This window comes from Polaribacter sp. Hel1_85 (genome assembly GCF_000766795.1).
Classification (GTDB): Bacteria; Bacteroidota; Bacteroidia; order Flavobacteriales; family Flavobacteriaceae; genus Polaribacter.
On record NZ_JPDS01000003.1, the window covers coordinates 513,954 to 533,729 of the forward strand.

Sequence of the window (19,776 nt, forward strand, 5' to 3'; positions counted from 1 at the left end):
ATATTTTGTTAATTATTAACACTTAGTGTTAAACTATTAAGATTGCCATTTGCATTATTTAAACACTTCTACTCCCCTCTTTATAGGTAGCAATACCCGCTTTTAGTTTGCGCTTTAACTTTACAGAGGGTTGGTAATTAACATGGTATTTTTTTATACTACGCTTGGGGGTTAACATTTTTGGGTCTGTAGCTGCTTTACACTGAAAGCCCATTTTAAACTTACCTACGTCTCCTAAATCTACAATATTGCCTTCTTGTAAAAAATATTCTAACTTTATACCCAAAGCCATTAATACTGCTTTTACATCTACCTCGTGCAAACTACACTCATTGCTAATGGCATTGCTAATAAAATCTAAATCTATAGTACCTGTATTTACGGCTTGCATAATATATTGGGCTTCTTTGTTTTGTATGCTGTTGCTCCTTTTGGTAATTCTATAACGTATGGCCATGTGTATTTTTTTTTTGTATCTTTATCTTTCTAATCGTCAATTTTTTGTGCTCAACACTACCACGCACACCTTTTGCAAAAATACTATTTTTTTTAAAATTTTATTCTAGTATAATTTTATAAATATACTAGAATATTTATGTAACTATACTACTGTATTTATAAACTAGTTACTGAGATGTGTTGTAGTTTCTAAGCAGGAGTGATAAAAAAGGTGGGGAGAAGTGGTTTTGTCGAATAGTAACTCCTTATTGTTTTATTTAGTAAGTAAAAATTTATTTATACGTAAAACAACTAACATTATAAATGTTAGAAACAATAATTTAAAATATATAATATATCCATTTTTTGTTAATATATTTGTGTATAAAGCAAATTAATTGGCAAAAGTGGAAATAAATAGAATCAAAGTAGTTCTTGCAGAAACTAGAAGAAAAAATAAATGGTTAGCAGAACAATTAAACAAGGATGAATCTACAATATCTCAATGGTGCACGAATGCTAGACAACCATCTTTAGATACATTACTAAACATAGCTAATACACTTAATGTAGATATTAGAGCATTATTAAACTCTACAAAAGATAATTTATAAAATGGAGAACAAGAAAACATATATCGATTTGTTCTCTGGTTGTGGAGGACTTTCATTAGGCCTCCATAATGCTGGTTGGAAAGGAACATTTGCTATCGAAAAAAGTAAAGATGCATTTAAAACACTTGAACATAATTTAATAAAAAAGAAAAAACATTTTGATTGGCCAAATTGGCTAGACCAAAAACATCACGATATAAATCAAGTTATAGAAGATCATTCTGAAAACCTAATAGAGTTAAGAGGTAAAATTGATTTGGTTGCTGGAGGACCACCTTGTCAAGGCTTTTCGATGGCAGGAAGAAGAATTGAAAAGGATTCTAGAAATGATTTAATCAATTCTTACATTAAATTTATTGACTTAGTAATGCCAAAATTGATTTTCTTTGAAAATGTTAGAGGTTTTACGCAAGGTTTTAAAAAGAATGATAAAAAAGGTAAAGCTTATTCTTTATATGTAATTGAAGAACTGAAAAAGAAAGGATACACTGTTCAAGGTCATCTTATAAATTTTGCTGAATACGGAGTACCACAAAAAAGAACTAGATTCATTTTAGTTGGTATTCAAAATGAATTTGTAGAAAATAATTCAGATTTAAATAAAGAAACATTCTTTGAAGAAATAAAAACAAAAAGAAACATTTTTAATTAATAAAAACTTACGTTGAATCCATCTTTAGAAAATGCTATATCAGATTTACTTCAATCTAAGGGTCAAGTAGATTCAGAAACTCCAAATTTCAAAGCAGGAGTTTACGGTGAAATTGAATCTAAATATCAAAAACATCTTAGAAAACACAAAAGACAAAATAGTAAAGTTGATAGTCATAGGTTTGCTAAACATACTGATGTTGTAAAAAACAGATTTAAAATTGCTTTAGACGAAAATTTAACGAGTTCATCTTATAGAGCAAGATTTAAGTTAAAAAAGAGTAGTACAAAAATTTTAGAAGCAAACAAGCCTACTCCTACTATAACTACACTACCAGATGATTACATACATTATTGCGAACCAAGAATAATGACAGTTCGCGAATATGCTCGTATTCAATCATTTCCAGATAGTTATCAATTTAAAGGTAAATATACTACTGGAGGTAAAAGAAGAACAGAAGAAGTGCCAAGATATTCACAAATTGGAAATGCCATACCTCCTTTATTTGGAGAACAAGCAGGTTTAGTTTTAAAACAACTAATTAACTAATGCAAAAAAATCAATTACAATTTAAAATTAGTTCTGCATTAAAAAACATAATTGGTAGAGACTTAATTACTGATGATTTTATTGCTGTTTTTGAATTAGTCAAAAATTCGTATGATGCTCACGCAACAAGAGTTGACGTAATTTTTAAGGACATCTATACAGAGAAAGGAAAAATCATAATTAAAGACAATGGAAAAGGAATGGGCTATCAAGACTTACTTGATAAATGGCTTTTTGTAGCCCGTTCGTCCAAAAAAGAAGGAGACGAAGAAGATAGTTACAAAAATTTTAGAGATAAAATCAAAGTAAAGAGAGCGTATGCAGGCGCAAAAGGAATTGGTAGATTTTCTTGTGATAGACTTGGAAGTGGATTATATCTTGAAACTATAAAGGATGAGAAAGATGCTAAAGTCGAAGCTCTAGTTACGGATTGGAATAAATTTGCAGAAGACAGTAATAATGAATTTGTAAATGTGAGTGTATTACACGAAACATTGGAAGAGAGTTCTTATGGAATAAATAAGGGCACAGTTTTAGAAATCTCAAACCTTAATAATAATTGGGAAAGAGAAAAATTTGAAAATTTGAAAGACTCATTAGCTCGTCTTATTAACCCCTCGGCTATTAAAGATGATGATTCTTTTAAAATATTTCTTTCGGTTGAAGACGAAGCCAAAAATGATGAAAAACAAAAAGAAAAAAATAAAAAGAAATTTGACAAAGGTGATTTAGAGAAATCAGAAATTAATTATTTCAAAATTATTAATGGGGAAATCAAAAATCCAATTTTCGAAACACTCCAACTGAAAACTAGCTATATTGAATCTGACATCAGTAGTAGTTCTATAATCACTACACTTTATGAAGGAGGAGAATTAGTTTATAAAATTGAGGAAGACAATCCATTTCCTAATTTTAAAGATATTCATTATTCTATTTTCTTTATGAATCAATCTGCAAAATCAACTTTTAGCAGAAGAATGGGTGTACAACCTGTAGAATATGGTCATATTTTCGTTTATAAAAATGGACTAAGAATTTATCCTTACGGAGAAAGAGGAGACGATCCCTTTAAAATGGATGTAAGAAAAGGTCAAGGTTATGCAAGAAATTTAGGAACTCGTGAAGTTTTAGGATATATATCAATAAATGGAGAAAACAACAATCTAAAAGAAACGTCTAGTAGAGGTGATGGATTTATAAAAACTTCATCATACTTCCATTTGGAAAAACACTTCTATGAAACATTAAAAAAACTAGAAAAATATACTATTGATATTACAGATTGGGGTAATTTTTTATCTGATGATGATTATATTAATATAAACGAATCTTTTGTGAAAAATGAAGGTAAACCAGGGGAGCGTATTTTTAATGTTAACGAAAATCTTAGCCAATTAATTTCTTCTATAACACGCTCTAAATCTGTAAAGAAGTTTGAAGTTTCTAAAAATATTCTTGATATTTTAGACTCTAAGAGTGAAAAATCTGCTCAAGGAACTTTAAAAAAATTATCTGAAAAAATCGATTCTGATAGTTTTGATAAAGATGAAGTTAAGAAGACAATAAAAAATGTTGAAAAAAAGCTTTCTGACCTAAAATCAAGAAAAGAAGAAGCTGAAGAAGAAGCTTTACAAAAGTACATAGAAAATGAAGAGTTAAAAACAGAACTTGACAGGGAGATAGCTGAAAAACTATTCGATAAAACTCAAATTGGTCGTGAGAAAAAGGATTTATTAGCTCTACAACATCAAATAATACATACAGCTGGTAATATTACTTGGAGTTTAGACTCTTTGATAGATGCTATAAATGATGAAAAACCCAAGAATGAATTAATTGACGATATAAAAGATATTAGTTTAGAAGTGCAAAGAATAGTTAGTGCATCTAGGTTTGTAACAAAAGCTGGATTTAATACTCAAGCTGAAAAAATAACAAAAGATATTGTTTCATTCATTAATGATTATATAAACAATATTTATATTCCTGCCGATTCATTTATCCATAAAAAACGTCCAATTAAAATTTCAATAACTAAACCTAATTTCAAAAAAGAAATGAAATTTCGTCCTTTTGAAATTACAGTTGTTCTAGATAATTTATTTTCAAACTCCAGAAAAGCAACAGCAACTGAAGTCTCTTTGGAATGGAAAAAAGATAAAACACATCTATTGCTTTTTTTTAAGGATAATGGCTATGGAATTCCTGATGAAGTAATGGATAGCATATTCGAATTTAGATATAGTAATACAGATGGTTCAGGAATTGGGCTATATCACGTTAGGGATATATTAGAAAAATATAAATCAAAGATTGAATGCTTACCCAATTCTAATGGAGCTGAATTCCTAATCAAAATACCGCTATGAAATTAGACTACAAGATTATTTGGGTAGAAGACAAAATCGACACTAAACCTTTTACTTCTCTAAGAGGGAACGTTAAAAAATATCTAGAAGACGAATTCTTTAATGTTTCTATTGAAACTGCTGAAGATTTTGAAGAATTTAAACAAAAGTATGAAGATAACGAAACATTTGATTTAATAATTACAGATTTAAATTTAAACGAAAGTCACGGTAGTCAAGTAATTGATTTTGTAAGAGATGAAAAACATATATTAACTGAAATATTTTTCTATTCTGCCAATAGTGAACTTACAAGTACAAAACTCGTAAATAATAGTAGAATTACCTTTCATCAAATGGATGAAGCAAGTGCATATAGAGAATTAGGAAACTCAATAATTGAGTTAATTGATTTAACTATTTCTATGTTTCAACATATCGTAACAATGAGAGGAATGATAATGCAAGAAACAAGTTCATTAGACTTAAAAATGGAAAACATTGTAAAGTCTCAACTTAAAAACCCTGTATTGTCGGATTCTATTAAACCTGTATTAGAAAATATTTTTGATAATATATTCGCAAGGGCTAGCGAAAAACTTAATAAAGCTAAAGCAAGAAAGATAAAGATTGTGCTAAAAGACAATGTTCTATTCGATTCTTCTCAAAAAGTGTATGCATTAGGGGAAATTTTAAATATTCTTAAAGAAGAAAATTTTTCAGAAGACTATATAAAAGAAATTATAAATATTAGAAATCAATTTGCTCACGCTGAATTAATGAAAGATGAAGATGGAAATGAATACTTTAAAGTAAAAAACGAAGAAGTTTATTTTGATAAAGGCCTTTGCAGAGATATTAGAAAGAATATTAATAAACATACTCAAAATATTTCCAACATAGAGAACAAAATAAAATCCAAAGCATAAAGCCATACACATTTGGTATTCTCACCAACCAACGCTAGACCCAAAATTGAAAATAGTAAGTCAAAACCAAATCTAACAATTTTAAAAAAAAGTAAGATTCACTTCCAAATTTCATTATTTAATTTTCCCAAAAATAATTCTAAAACACTATTTGTCAATCAAATAAAAAGCGGTACATTTGCACTCCTTTTTTAAGGGAAATATAAATATTAATTAACAAAAACTAATAGTGTAATTATGAACACATTAAGTTACAAAACAGTATCAGCAAACAAAGCTACCGTAAACAAGGAGTGGGTTTTAGTTGATGCAGACGGGCAAACGTTGGGTCGTCTAGCTTCTAAAGTTGCAAAGCTAATTAGAGGTAAGTACAAACCAAATTTTACTCCTCACGTAGATTGTGGAGACAACGTGGTTATTATCAACGCAGAAAAAATTGTTTTATCTGGTAACAAATGGAGAGACAAATCTTACATTCGTCACACAGGGTATCCAGGAGGACAAAGATCATTAACTGCAACAGAAATGTTTGAGAAAGATCCTACAAGATTAATCGAAAAAGCAGTAAAAGGAATGTTACCTAAAAATATTTTAGGATCAGCTCTTTACAGAAACTTGTATGTATATGCAGGTGCAGAGCACAAACAAGCGGGTCAAGAACCTAAAGCTATTAACCTTAACGATCTTAAATAATGGATACAGTTCACAAAATCGGTAGAAGAAAAACTGCTGTTGCTCGTATTTACCTTTCTGAAGGAAAAGGTAACATTACAGTAAACGGTAAAGAATATAAAAATTACTTTACTACAGGTACTTTACAGTATAAAGTACAACAACCTTTAATGTTAACAGAAAACTTAGAATCTTATGATATCAAAGTTAATGTTTATGGTGGTGGAGTTACAGGACAAGCAGAAGCTATTCGTTTAGCAATTACAAGAGCTTTAGTTTCTATTAACGAAGAGCACAGATTGGTGTTAAAACCAGAAGGATTATTAACGCGTGATCCAAGAATGGTAGAGCGTAAGAAATTCGGTCAGAAAAAAGCACGTAAAAAATTCCAATTCTCGAAACGTTAATCTATTTGCAAAATTTATTTTGCACTATATTATATCGAGAACTGTTATTATTACAAACAATTAATATTAAACAGTTTAGCATCTAAATATATAAGACTCATAAAAGACTACTTATATATTGATTTCAGAAACAGAAAGTAAACACATTTAAAAAATGGCAAACGTAAACATTCAAGAATTATTAGATAGTGGTGTACACTTTGGACACTTAACTAGAAAATGGAACCCAAACATGGCTCCATACATTTATACAGAACGTAATGGTGTTCACATCATCGATTTGTATAAAACAGCAGCAAAAATAGAAGAAACTTCAGAAGCTTTAAAAAAGATTGCAAACTCTGGACGTAAAATTTTATTTGTTGCTACTAAAAAACAAGCAAAAGATATTGTTGCAGATAAAGCAAAAGCAGTAAACATGCCTTTCATTACAGAAAGATGGCCAGGTGGTATGTTAACGAACTTTGTGACTATTAGAAAAGCTGTTAAAAAAATGGCTCATATTGATAGAATGAAGCAAGATGGTTCTTTTGATGCATTATCTAAAAGAGAAAAATTACAAATCAATCGTCAGAGAGAAAAATTAGAAAAGAATTTAGGTTCTATTTCTGATATGACTCGTTTACCTGGTGCATTATTTGTAGTAGATATTAAAAAAGAGCACATTGCAGTAGCAGAAGCTCAAAAATTAAACATTCCTATTTTTGCAATGGTAGATACAAACTCTGATCCTAGATTAGTAGATTTTGTAATTCCTGCAAATGATGATGCTTCTAAGTCTATAGACAAAGTATTGTCTTTTGTAACTGAATCAATCGCAGAAGGTTTATCTGATAGAAAAGCAGACAAAGAAAAAGTAAAAGAAGCGAAAGAAGTTGCTGCTGCTCCAAAAGCAGAAAAAGCTGCTCCTAAAGCTGTAGAAGCGAAAGTTGAAGAAACTAAAGCTGAGGTTACTGAAACTCCTGCTGAAGAAAAAAAATAACAATCATTAAAAAATATAAATAACATGGAAACAGTAAAGATTAGTGCTGCTGATGTTAAAAAATTAAGAGAAGCAACAGGAGCTGGAATGATGGACTGTAAAAAGGCATTAGTAGAATCTGGTGGTGACTTTGATAAAGCAATTGATATTTTACGTAAAAAAGGTCAAAAAATTGCTGCAAAAAGAGCTGATAGAGAATCTACAGAAGGAGTTGCAGTAACAAAAATCAATGCTGATAATACTGCTGGTGTAGCAATCGTATTAGCTTGTGAGACTGATTTTGTTGGTAAAAATGATGCTTTTGTAGCATTAGGAGGTCAATTTGCTGAAATCGCATTAAATTGTGCTGATAAAGAAGCTTTTTTAGCTGCTGATTTTGGAGGTATGACTGTTGCTGATAAATTAATTGAGCAAACTGGTGTTATTGGAGAAAAGTTAGAGATAACAGCTTTTGAGAAAATCGAAGCTGCTTATGTTGGTGCTTATACTCACATTGGTAAAATTGCTGCTTTAGTTGGTTTATCTGCTGCTGTAGATAATGCTGATGTTTTATCTAAAGATGTAGCTATGCAAGTAGCTTCTATGGGTGCAACAACTTTATCTTACAAAGATTTTGACCCTGCATTTGTAGCTGCTGAAACAGAAGCAAGAATTGCGGTAATCGAAAAAGATAATATTGAATTAGGTAGATTAGGAAAAACATTGAAAAATGTTCCTCAATTTATTTCTATGTCTCAATTATCTGAAGAAGTTTTAGCAAAAGCTGAAGAAGCTGCAAAAGCTGAATTAGCTGCTGAAGGAAAACCAGAAAAAATCTGGGATAGAATTTTACCAGGAAAAATGGAAAGATTTATTTCTGATAATACTACTTTAGATATGGAGCAATGTCTTTTAGACCAATCTTTTATTAAAGATGAAAAGAAAAATGTTGCAGCATATGTAAAAACATATGGTGATGTTTCTGTAAGTGGATTCAAAAGAGTTACTTTAGGATAATCATCTTAAATCTTATATTTAAAAACCTCGCAAAATTTGCGAGGTTTTTTTGTTTCCCAAAAAAAGGAAACTCAAAAAAAAATACTTAATTTTGCACAACTTTCAAAACAAGCTATGCAATACAATAGAATTCTTTTAAAATTAAGTGGAGAAGCATTAATGGGTGATAGACAATATGGAATAGATCCTAAACGCCTCTCTGAATATGCACAAGAAATCAAAAAAGTAGTTGCTAAAGGTATTGAAGTCGCTATTGTAATTGGTGGTGGAAATATTTTTAGAGGAGTAGCTGGTGCTGCAAATGGTATGGATCGTGTTCAGGGTGATCATATGGGAATGCTAGCAACCTGTATTAATGGATTAGCATTGCAAAGTGCTTTAGAAGATGCAGGTGTTCATACACGTTTACAAACAGCCTTAGAAATAAAAGAAGTTGCAGAACCTTATATTAAAAGAAAAGCAATCCGCCATTTAGAAAAAGGTAGAGTTGTTATTTTTGGAGCTGGTACAGGAAATCCGTATTTTACAACAGATACTGCTGCAGTTTTAAGAGCAATAGAAATAGATGCAGATGCCATCTTAAAAGGAACACGTGTAGATGGAATCTATAACACAGATCCAGAAAAAGATAAAGATGCCATTAAATTTGAAACTATTACCTTTAAAGACGTAATTAAAAAAGGTCTTAAAGTAATGGATATGACAGCATTTACATTAAGTGAAGAAAACAAATTACCAATAATTGTTTTTGACATGAATACAAACGGAAACTTATTGAAGTTAGTTTCAGGAGAAAAAATTGGTACTATTGTTGATAATCAATAATCATAATCTTTTAAAAAATCACTAAAGATGAACGAAGAAATTGAATTTATTCTAGATACAGCTAAAGAAGCTATGAATAATGCTATAGAGCATTTAGTTAAAGAATTACGAACTATTAGAGCTGGTAAGGCATCTCCTTCTATGCTATCTAATATAATGGTAGATTATTATGGTTCTCAAACTCCATTAAGTCAAGTAGCTAATGTTAATACTCCAGATGCTAGAACCATTAGTATTCAACCTTGGGAAAAAAACATGTTACAACCAATTGAAAAAGCAATTCAAATTGCAAACCTAGGTTTTAACCCAATGAATAATGGTGATCTTATTATGATTAATGTTCCGCCATTAACCGAAGAAAGAAGAATAAACTTGGCTAAACAAGCAAAAGCTGAAGCAGAACACGCTAAAGTTGGTATTAGAAATGCGCGTAAAGACGCTAATAATGATATCAAAAAAACAGACATATCTGAAGACATGAAGAAAAATGCGGAAGATGACATACAACAATTAACAGATACTTTTGTAAAACAAACAGAAGAGAAACTGGCTGTAAAAGAAGTAGAAATAATGAAAGTTTAAAAGAACTTAAAAGAATAAAAAAGAGAGTGTTTCTTAGCACTCTCTTTTTATTTATAAAACATACAAATTAATACATTTTCGTAAATTTTTCTAAATGAATTTCTGGACAAAAGTTGCTGGCCTTATCTTAAGAAACCGTTATTTGGTATTACTAGGTATTGCAATCATTACAGGCTTATTAGCATCACAAATGAAGTATATGAAGTTTTCATATACAGAAGCTAATCTATTGCCAGAAGACCATGAAGCGAATTTACAATACAATCAATTCTTAAAAATTTTTGGAGAAGAAGGGAACTTAGTGATTCTTGGAATTAAAGACGCTACGGTTTTTACACCAAAAAAATTCAATGCTTGGAATAGCTTAGTTAAAAAGTTTGATAGTTTAGACGAAATAGATTTTACACTTTCAATTGCTGATGTTCAAAAATTAAAAGCAGATAGAAAGAACAGAAAATTTGTGCTAGAACCTTTGTATGATAAAAACCCAACGACAAGCAAAGAAGTTTTAGACATCAAGAAACAACTTTTTGAAAAACTTCCTTTCTACGATAATTTGTTGTTTAACAAAGAAACAGGAACACTACAGACCGCCATTTATATAAAGAAAGACATTATAAATACGCCAAAACGTAGAGATTTTATTTTTAACACTTTAATACCAACCATAAAAAAATTCGAGAAAGAAAATAATGTAGACATTCGAGTTTCGGGAATGCCTTATATTAGAACACTAAACGCACAAAATATACAAGATGAAATTATACTTTTTGTGGGTGGAGCATTAGGTATTACTGCTGTAATATTCTTCTTTTTCTTTAGATCATTTAGAGCAACTTTTATCACACTTTTAGTGGTAATGATTGGTGTTACTTGGGCCTTTGGGTTTATAGGTTGGTTTGGTTATGAAATAACAGTTTTATCTGCATTAATACCTCCTTTAATTATTGTAATTGGTGTGCCAAATGCTGTCTTCTTGATTAATAAATATCAACAAGAAATTAAAAAACACGGGCAACAAGCGAAAGCTTTGCAACGTGTAATTTCTAAAATTGGGAATGCTACTTTAATGACAAATATTACAACAGCATCTGGTTTTGCAACTTTTGTTTTTGTAAAAAGTAGTTTACTTCGTGAATTCGGAATTTTAGCTTCTGTAAACATCATTAGCATCTTTATACTGGCTTTATTAATCATTCCTATTTTATATAGTTTTATGCCACTTCCAAAGAAAAAACATTTAAATCATCTTGAAAAAAGATGGATTGAAAATGTAGTTGATTGGATGGAAAAAATGGTTAGAAACCGAAGAATTACTATTTATTTTGCGACAGTAATTGTTATAATTGGTGGAATAATTGGGGTTTATCAAATTAAAGTTTCTGGAAGCTTAATTGAAGATATGCCAAAGAGTTTAGAATTTTATAAGGACATTAAATTCTTTGAAAGTGAATTTGGAGGTATCATGCCTTTAGAAATTTTAGTTGATACAAAAAAAGAAAAAGGTGTCATGAAATTATCCACTCTTAAAAAGATGGAAAAAATTAATGAAGCTATAGAAACTTTTCCAGAACTATCTAAACCTATATCAGTTACTAACTTAGTAAAATACTCTAAACAGGCTTATTACAAGGGGAATCCTAAATATTATCAGTTACCAACAACCCAAGAGCAAAGTTACATTTTTGCGTACACGAAAAACTCAAACAGTGAAGCTGGTATGCTTAAAAACTTTGTAGATTCTACGGGTCGTTATGCAAGAATAACAACTTTTATGAAAGACATTGGTACTGAAAAAATGAATACAATTCAAGAACGATTAAAAGCGGTTATAGCTAAAGAGTTTCCTTCAGATAAATACGATGTTTCTTTAACCGGTAAAGCCTTAGTTTTTATAAAAGGAACCAATTATTTAATTAAAAATCTGGTTATTTCTTTGTCATTAGCAATTTTTTTAATTGCCCTTTTTATGGCTTGGATGTTTAGATCACCTCAAATGATTTTTATTTCTTTGATACCAAATATATTACCTTTATTAATTACTGCGGGATTAATGGGATTCTTAGACATTCCTATCAAACCATCAACAATTTTAGTGTTTAGTATTGCTTTTGGTATTTCTGTAGATGATACGATTCATTTTCTAGCCAAATATAGACAAGAATTAATCGCAAGCAAATGGCGTGTAAAACCTTCTGTGTACTCAGCTCTTCGAGAAACAGGTGTAAGTATGTTTTATACTTCTATTGTGTTGTTTTTTGGTTTTTTAGTTTTTACTCTTTCTAGTTTTGGCGGTACGATTGCATTAGGTGGTTTAGTCTCCATTACCTTGTTACTAGCAATGGTTTCTAACTTATTACTCTTACCTTCTTTACTTTTGACTTTTGAGAAGAAAATAGCAAATAAGAAAGTATTTAAAGAACCTTCAATAAAGATTTTTCCACCTGAGGAAGATAAAATAGAAGAGTAAAATTTAAATTCTACTTTTAGTTTTTGCGAACTTATATTTATAAAAAATAAAAATCGGATGTTTTAAAAAACATCCGATTTTCAATCTAACAAAAAATCAAAAATTTATTAAAGAAGTTATATAAAATCTTTAATAGTTCAAAAGTATAAAATATATCAATAAATTTTATAGGTGTTTACACCCTAAATTTAAAAATAAACTACTTAAAAAATCCGAATGCAATTACAACACTCAAATTTCTATTAAAGAACTAAAGTTACTTTTTCATAATTCTTTTTGTTGTTCTTCCTTTTTCAGTGATAATGTTCATTAAATAGATTCCTTTTGATAATTGTGAAACATCTATCAAATTCAAAGGATTATTAACAACTTGTATTTTCTTCCCTAATAAATTAAAGATTTCAATACTAAGAATTTTATTATTACTATCATTTCTAATCTGTAAACTGTTTTGAACAGGATTTGGATATAATTTAAATGATTTAGCAAAGTTTTCACCTTCCACAGATAATGCTGCATCATAATTAAGTGTTACATTTTCTGTTTGAATAGTTAAACTATCAACTACAGTATTTGTAACATAACAAAAATAATAGCCATTATCTGTTACTGATGCTTCTGTAATTATATAGGTTTTACTTGTAGCATCTGTAATTGGAGCGCCATTTTTATACCATTGATATTCATTATTTTCTCCACTAACTTCAGCTTCTAAACTAAAACCGGTGTTACCAAAACTTTTATCTTCCTCTTCACCAACTTTAGATTGATTTAAATATTCAAAAGTTGGAAGACTTTTGTATGTTGTAAACTCATCTTCAAAATCTCCGAATTGAAATTTATTATTACTTATGTATAAAATTTCTAAAGTTGATATTCCTGAAAAATCTGGAACTTTCCCAGATAACTCATTGCTTTGAAAATAAGCAGTTTTTAAGCTAGAAAGATTGCTCATTTCTTCTGGCAACATTCCTATTAATTTATTAGAAGACAGGTTTAATGTTTCTAATTTAGATAGGTTCCCTATACTACTAGAAATTGTACCTTCTAATTTATTATTACTCATTTGAATTATTGTGATGTGTTTACCACCATCTACAATTTTGGTAGTTACTCCTTGCCATTTAGTAGCATTGTAAGGTGGGTTTTCTGTTGCTTTAGCCAAACTACCTGTCCAATTGGTATTGTTTGTCCAATTTTCACCATCTAAATTGTTATACATATCTACTAATGCTTGTATTTCTCCTTGTGGCACATTATTATATGCGTTACAATCTTGACCCCAAACTATGTTTGGATAACTAGATGCAAAACTGCTTGCCTCCCAATCTGCAATGGTATTTTGTGGCACAACTATACAGTTTAAGTATTGATTATAAAAACTGAATGAATTTGAAAAACCATCTTGATTTTGGTTATCAAATACATTAGGAGAAACCCCAATTTTTAATCCAGTAATTTGATTTGAAGAAACACTTAATGCTGTAAGGTTTGTTAAATTTGAAAAATCTAAATTATCATCTATAGCATTAGAACTTATGTCTAACCTTCTTAATGAAGTAATATTATTGATTTCTGTAGGAATTCTTTTTAATACATATTCAGCACCTGTGCTATTATACTGACTTGTAATTGTTAGCTGCTCTAAATTTACCAACTCACCTATTTCAGTTGGCAAACTAGAAATAGAATTGTTATTAAGCTCTAATTCTTTTAATTGGGTTAAATTCTTAATTTCTGATGGAATTATTCCTTTCAATTTATTTGAATTTAACTCTACCTTAGTAACATGTTTTTGTCCGTTTATAACAGCTGTTGTTACTCCAAACCAAGCGCCCACATTTCTTTTTTGATTTACATCTGCAACCCAAGGAACTCCAAAATAAGAGTTCTCTGATAAATCATTATTCCAAGAACTACCATTTGTACTGTTGTAAATTGCAATTAAAGCTTCTCTTTCTATATCTGGAATAGAATTATTACTTACTGCACTACAATTATCTGAAAACACAACGCCATTATCTATATAATAATTTTCTTCAGTATAATTTGATAATTGCCAAGAAACTAACTCATCATTAGGTACTTCTATACAACCTAAAGCATTTCTTGTGAGGTTTAAATAATATTGACTGTCATTAAATGCTGTTGGAGCAAGGTTTAACTTTAACCCAGATATATTATTATATTGTAAGTATAATCTATTTAAAACTGTTAAGTTGCTTAAATCTAATGCTCCTTCAATAAAGTTATATGCAGCTAAAAACTCTTTTAAAGTATTTAAGTTATTTATTGATACTGGTAAAGATGTTATTTCATTGTTTTCTAAATCTAAAATCTCTAAACTAGATAAATTGCCTATTGTTATTGGAATACTTCCTAATTTATTTTGATTTAAATATAACTTCTTTAAACTTGCGATATTCCCAATTTCATCTGGTAAACTTGTTAAGGTTTTTGTATTATTTGTTCTATTTGTTTGATTTGATATAATAAGTTCTTCTAATACTGCAAAGTTTCCTATTCCAGTAGGTAAACTTGTTAATTCGTTATTTGATAAATTTAAATACGTTAAACTTGATAAATTACCAATCTCTGTTGGTAAAGTTGAAATACTTTGACCTGTTAAATCTAATCTCACTAATTTACTTAACTGACCAATCTCTGGTTTTATCTCTGTTAAAAGCCCTATTCCTAAAGAACTAGCATTTAAAATCAATTCTTGTAATTCTGTTAAATCCTTTATCTCTGATGGTACTAATCCATTTAAATGTCTGTTGGTTAAATCTATTTTAACAACATGCTTTTGTCCATTTATCAATGCTGTTGTTACTCCTGCCCAAGCGCCAACATTACTTAAACTGTTTGGGTCTGTATCCCAAAATTGTCCTGTCCAATTTGTACCTCCATCTGTTGCATTATAAAAAGCAATCAATGCTTCTCTTTCTAATTGTGGAACTCTATAACCTGTACAATTATCACTAAAAGCAACTCCATTATCTGTATAAACTTGATTATTAATATCATTCTCCCAATTCGTAACTTCTGCTGTCGGAACTTCAATACAACTCAAATTAGGATTGCTTGTAAATTGACTATAAAATGGTCCTACACCTAATTTTAATCCACTTATTCTATTATCGTAAAATTGTAAATTTGTTAATGTAGTTATACTACTGATATCTATATCGCCTTCAATTCTATTGCCTGTTGCTTTAAAATCTTTTAAGCTTGTTAAGTTATTCATACTTGCTGGCAAACTTGTCATATAGTACGTTGTTGGATTATATGTAATTTGATTTGAAACATCTAAATACTCTAAATTACTTAAATCTCCAATCTCTATTGGTAAACTTGTTAACCGATTGTATTGGACATACAAAATCTTTAAATTACTTAAATTACCGATTTCGGCTGGCAAACTTGTTAGTTCATTTCCATGTCCTGAAGCATTTCCTAAATACAACTCCTCTAAACTTGTTAAATTACCTACAGTTGATGGTAAAGATGTAAGTGCGTTTCCTGTAATATCAAATTTCTTTAAACTAGCAATACTACCTATTTCATCTGGTAAACTTGTCAAGGTTTTTGTATTATTTGTTCTATTTGTTTGATTTGATATAATAAGTTCTTCTAATACTGCAAAGTTTCCTATTCCAGTAGGTAAACTTGTTAATTCGTTATTTGATAAATTTAAATACGTTAAACTTGATAAATTACCAATCTCTATTGGTAAAGTTGAAATACTTTGACCTGTTAAATCTAATCTTACTAATTTACTTAACTGACCAATCTCTGGTTTTATCTCTGTTAAAAGCCCTATTCCTAAAGAACTAGCATTTAAAATCAATTCTTGTAATTCTGTTAAACCCTTTATCTCTGATGGTACAAATCCATTTAAATGTCTGTTGGTTAAATCTATTTTAACAACATGCTTTTGTCCATTTATCAATGCTGTTGTTACTCCTGCCCAAGCGCCAACATTACTTAAACTGTTTGGGTCTGTATCCCAAAATTGTCCTGTCCAACTTGTACCTCCATCTGTTGCATTATAAAAAGCAATCAATGCTTCTCTTTCTAATTGTGGAACTCTATAACCTGTACAATTATCACTAAAAGCAACTCCATTATCTGTATAAACTTGATTATTAATATCATTCTCCCAATTCGTAACTTCTGCTGTTGGAACTTCAATACAACTCAAATTTGGATTGCTTGTAAATTGACTATAAAATGGTCCTACACCTAATTTTAATCCACTTATTCTATTATCGTAAAATTGTAAATTTGTTAATGTAGTTATACTACTGATATCTATATCGCCTTCAATTCTATTGCCTGTTGCTTTAAAATCTTTTAAGCTTGTTAAGTTATTCATACTTGCTGGCAAACTTGTCATATAGTACGTTGTTGGATTATATGTAATTTGATTTGAAACATCTAAATACTCTAAATTACTTAAATCTCCAATCTCTATTGGTAAACTTGTTAACCGATTGTATTGGACATACAAAATCTTTAAATTACTTAAATTACCGATTTCGGCTGGTAAACTTGTTAGCTCATTTCCATGTCCTGAAGTATTTCCTAAATACAACTCCTCTAAACTTGTTAAACCGCCTATAGTAGTTGGTAGTGTGGTTAGTACATTCCCTGTAATATCAAACTTCTTTAAAGAAGTAATATTCCCAATTTCATCTGGTAAACTTGTTAAGGTTTTTGTATTATTTGTTCTATTTGTTTGATTTGATATAATAAGTTCTTCTAATACTGCAAAGTTTCCTATTCCAGTAGGTAAACTTGTTAATTCGTTATTTGATAAATTTAAATACGTTAAACTTGATAAATTACCAATCTCTGTTGGTAAAGTTGAAATACTTTGACCTGTTAAATCTAATCTTACTAATTTACTTAACTGACCAATCTCTGGTTTTATCTCGTTTAAATTATGATGTCCATTTGTATGTAAAACGAATTCTTGCAACTCTGTTAAATCTTTTATTTCTGATGGAATAAAACCATTTAAATTTCTACTAATCAACTCTATTTTCACAACATGTTTTTGTCCATTTACTATTGCCGTTGTTACTCCTGCCCAAGCGCCAACATTACTTAAACTGTTTGGGTCTGTATCCCAAAATTGTCCTGTCCAACTTGTACCTCCATCTGTTGCATTATAAAAAGCAATCAATGCTTCTCTTTCTAATTGTGGAATTCTATAACCTGTACAATTATCACTAAAAGCAACTCCATTATCTGTATAAACTTGATTATTAATATCATTCTCCCAATTCGTAACTTCTGCTGTTGGAACTTCAATACAACTCAAATTTGGATTGCTTGTAAATTGACTATAAAATGGTCCTACACCTAATTTTAATCCACTTATTCTATTATCGTAAAATTGTAAATTTGTTAATGTAGTTATACTACTGATATCTATATCGCCTTCAATTCTATTGCCTGTTGCTTTAAAATCTTTTAAGCTTGTTAAGTTATTCATACTTGCTGGCAAACTTGTCATATAGTACGTTGTTGGATTATATGTAATTTGATTTGAAACATCTAAATACTCTAAATTACTTAAATCTCCAATCTCTATTGGTAAACTTGTTAACCGATTGTATTGGACATACAAAATCTTTAAATTACTTAAATTACCGATTTCGGCTGGCAAACTTGTTAGCTCATTTCCATGTCCTGAAGCATTTCCTAAATACAACTCCTCTAAACTTGTTAAATTACCTACAGTTGATGGTAAAGTGGTTAACTTATTGCCTTCTAAAGGCAGCTCTTTTATTAATATTAAATTACCTATAGAAATTGGTAAACTAGTTAATTTATTATTGTTTAACGTTAATTCTTCTAACAACACTAAATCTCCTAAATCTGAAGGTAAGTCTGTATTAAAATTAGGATTATCTTCACCTAATCTATTATCATGCAAACGCAATCTTTTTAGTTTTGTAAACCCACCTAAACCAGACACTACCTGAATTTGGTTGTTATTTAAATACAATGTTTCTAATTCTGTTAAATTAGCAAATGCAGCAGGTGTGTTAGAAATTTGACAATTAGCAAAATCTAAATAAGTAAGTTTTGTAAGCTGCCCAAATTCTGTAGGAATACTTGCAATATTGTTTGGTGCAGCAACTAATCTTGTTAATTCTGATAAATTACCTATTTCTGGTGGCAATAAGGTAATTCTAGTACTTGCAAATTCTAAATTTTTTAATTTAGATAAATTTCCTAAAGAAGTTGGAAACAAATCTATTTGTGTATTGCTAAATGTTAAAGAAACTAATTCAGCTAAATTACCAACAACCGCTGGCAATGTTGTAATTCCATAATTACTATTTATGTTTAAGCTAGTTAATTTTGATAAGTTTCCAATCTCTGTTGGTAATAAATTGAGTTGATTTTGAGATAAATTTAATTCTAACAATTCTGAAAAATCATCAATTTCTGAGGGTAAAGCACCGTTTAAATTCATGCCAGATAAATACAATTTTGTAAGTTTTCTAACTCCACCAAACTCTGCAGTTTCTATACCTTTTAAATCTGAACTCTCATAATTATTATCTACACTACTATAAGTTCTACTACTCCAAGAATTTCCATTTGTTGCATTGTAAATTGTTTCTAAGACATCTCTCTCAATAGCATCTAAATTTGAAATTCCTGAGCAATTATCTGTAATTTTTACACCTAAATCAAAATAATCCATAGAGAGGCTTCCATAATAACTCACTGATGTTGTTGGTACTTCTACACAACCTAAATTTGGAGTGTTTTTTATATTTAAAGTCATATTTCTAGGTAACTTTAAAGAACTAATTCCTGTATCACTAGAATTTAAATTTAAGAGGTGATTACTCTCATCTTCAATATTTAATAGACCAGTTATGAAATTATTTTTAGAAATATCTAAAGTGTGTAACCTTACTAAATAATTAATTGAATTTGGGACAGTTCCATTTAAATTATTATTAGATAAATTAATTTGCCTTACATAATCTTGTCCAGTAATTTGTTCAACAGAAACTCCATGCCAAGTAGACACATCTGAATTAGAATTAGGATCAGTATCCCAATTGGTATTGTTCGTCCAATTATCGCCACCTGTAGCATTGTATATTTCAATTAGTGCCTCGCGTTCTGTTTGTGAAATTTGCGCTTGCAATAACGCACTAAATAGCATAAAAAAAAGTAGTAATTTTGTTTTCATGATACTGGTTTTTAGGTCATAGTCAAAAATAGTGTTGTTATTAGTACAAGTAAATACCTACTTCTAGGTATTTTTATG

General features: G+C 29.6%; 12 protein-coding genes and 1 pseudogene. 11 read left to right on the plus strand and 2 right to left on the minus strand.

Going from position 1 to position 19,776, the window contains the following annotated elements; all coding sequences use genetic code 11:
- Positions 1-58: 58 nt before the first annotated feature.
- A complete protein-coding gene (locus PHEL85_RS15865; protein WP_036827423.1) occupies positions 59-457 on the minus strand; it encodes a DNA-binding protein in 399 nt (132 codons plus the stop codon).
- Between the two features lie 388 nt (positions 458-845).
- On the opposite strand from PHEL85_RS15865, the gene PHEL85_RS15870 reads away from it, so the two are divergent.
- The 11 genes and pseudogenes from PHEL85_RS15870 to PHEL85_RS15920 all read left to right on the plus strand — a co-directional run bounded on the left by PHEL85_RS15870 (position 846) and on the right by PHEL85_RS15920 (position 12,470).
- On the plus strand, positions 846-1,052 hold the full coding sequence (locus tag PHEL85_RS15870) for a helix-turn-helix domain-containing protein (RefSeq protein ID WP_410477256.1): 207 nt from the start codon (positions 846-848) through the stop codon (positions 1,050-1,052).
- A 1-nt stretch (position 1,053) separates the two neighbouring features.
- A pseudogene (locus PHEL85_RS15875) lies at positions 1,054-2,256 on the plus strand (DNA cytosine methyltransferase).
- Positions 2,256-4,628, plus strand: coding sequence for a sensor histidine kinase (locus PHEL85_RS15880; protein ID WP_036827428.1), 2,373 nt, complete (start codon positions 2,256-2,258; stop codon positions 4,626-4,628). The pseudogene PHEL85_RS15875 and the gene PHEL85_RS15880 overlap by 1 nt, the downstream one beginning before the upstream one ends.
- Positions 4,625-5,536 (plus strand): response regulator, encoded by a 912-nt coding sequence (locus PHEL85_RS15885; RefSeq protein ID WP_036827430.1) that lies wholly within the window; start codon positions 4,625-4,627, stop codon positions 5,534-5,536. The genes PHEL85_RS15880 and PHEL85_RS15885 overlap by 4 nt, the downstream gene beginning before the upstream one ends.
- Positions 5,537-5,773: 237 nt before the next feature.
- Complete coding sequence (rplM, locus tag PHEL85_RS15890; protein ID WP_036827432.1) at positions 5,774-6,229, plus strand: 50S ribosomal protein L13; 456 nt, start codon at positions 5,774-5,776, stop codon at positions 6,227-6,229.
- Positions 6,229-6,615, plus strand: a complete 387-nt coding sequence (gene rpsI, locus PHEL85_RS15895) for a 30S ribosomal protein S9 (RefSeq protein WP_036827435.1) — start codon at positions 6,229-6,231, stop codon at positions 6,613-6,615. The genes rplM and rpsI overlap by 1 nt, the downstream gene beginning before the upstream one ends.
- Positions 6,616-6,769: 154 nt before the next feature.
- Complete coding sequence (rpsB, locus tag PHEL85_RS15900; protein ID WP_036827438.1) at positions 6,770-7,597, plus strand: 30S ribosomal protein S2; 828 nt, start codon at positions 6,770-6,772, stop codon at positions 7,595-7,597.
- 24 nt (positions 7,598-7,621) lie between these two features.
- Positions 7,622-8,593 carry a translation elongation factor Ts gene (gene tsf / locus PHEL85_RS15905; protein ID WP_036827440.1) on the plus strand — a complete coding sequence of 324 codons (972 nt, stop codon included), beginning with the start codon at positions 7,622-7,624 and terminating at the stop codon, positions 8,591-8,593.
- A gap of 114 nt (positions 8,594-8,707) precedes the next feature.
- Positions 8,708-9,418 carry a UMP kinase gene (gene pyrH, locus PHEL85_RS15910; protein WP_036827972.1) on the plus strand — a complete coding sequence of 237 codons (711 nt, stop codon included), beginning with the start codon at positions 8,708-8,710 and terminating at the stop codon, positions 9,416-9,418.
- Positions 9,419-9,445: 27 nt separating this feature from the next.
- Positions 9,446-10,000, plus strand: a complete 555-nt coding sequence (frr, locus tag PHEL85_RS15915) for a ribosome recycling factor (protein ID WP_036827443.1) — start codon at positions 9,446-9,448, stop codon at positions 9,998-10,000.
- A 94-nt stretch (positions 10,001-10,094) separates the two neighbouring features.
- Positions 10,095-12,470, plus strand: coding sequence for an efflux RND transporter permease subunit (locus PHEL85_RS15920; protein WP_036827446.1), 2,376 nt, complete (start codon positions 10,095-10,097; stop codon positions 12,468-12,470).
- Positions 12,471-12,726: 256 nt separating this feature from the next.
- On the opposite strand, the gene PHEL85_RS15925 is transcribed toward PHEL85_RS15920, so the two are convergent.
- Positions 12,727-19,698, minus strand: a complete 6,972-nt coding sequence (locus tag PHEL85_RS15925; protein WP_036827449.1) for a leucine-rich repeat domain-containing protein — start codon at positions 19,696-19,698, stop codon at positions 12,727-12,729.
- Positions 19,699-19,776: the final 78 nt, after the last annotated feature.

Coding starts and splice junctions, on each gene's coding strand:
- rpsB (WP_036827438.1), top strand. CDS start 6,770: ATGGCAAACGTAAACATTCAAGAATTATTAGATAGTGGTGTACACTTT.
- rpsI (WP_036827435.1), top strand. CDS start 6,229: ATGGATACAGTTCACAAAATCGGTAGAAGAAAAACTGCTGTTGCTCGT.
- tsf (WP_036827440.1), top strand. CDS start 7,622: ATGGAAACAGTAAAGATTAGTGCTGCTGATGTTAAAAAATTAAGAGAA.
- PHEL85_RS15880 (WP_036827428.1), top strand. CDS start 2,256: ATGCAAAAAAATCAATTACAATTTAAAATTAGTTCTGCATTAAAAAAC.
- rplM (WP_036827432.1), top strand. CDS start 5,774: ATGAACACATTAAGTTACAAAACAGTATCAGCAAACAAAGCTACCGTA.
- pyrH (WP_036827972.1), top strand. CDS start 8,708: ATGCAATACAATAGAATTCTTTTAAAATTAAGTGGAGAAGCATTAATG.
- frr (WP_036827443.1), top strand. CDS start 9,446: ATGAACGAAGAAATTGAATTTATTCTAGATACAGCTAAAGAAGCTATG.
- PHEL85_RS15865 (WP_036827423.1), bottom strand. CDS start 457: ATGGCCATACGTTATAGAATTACCAAAAGGAGCAACAGCATACAAAAC.
- PHEL85_RS15920 (WP_036827446.1), top strand. CDS start 10,095: ATGAATTTCTGGACAAAAGTTGCTGGCCTTATCTTAAGAAACCGTTAT.
- PHEL85_RS15885 (WP_036827430.1), top strand. CDS start 4,625: ATGAAATTAGACTACAAGATTATTTGGGTAGAAGACAAAATCGACACT.
- PHEL85_RS15925 (WP_036827449.1), bottom strand. CDS start 19,698: ATGAAAACAAAATTACTACTTTTTTTTATGCTATTTAGTGCGTTATTG.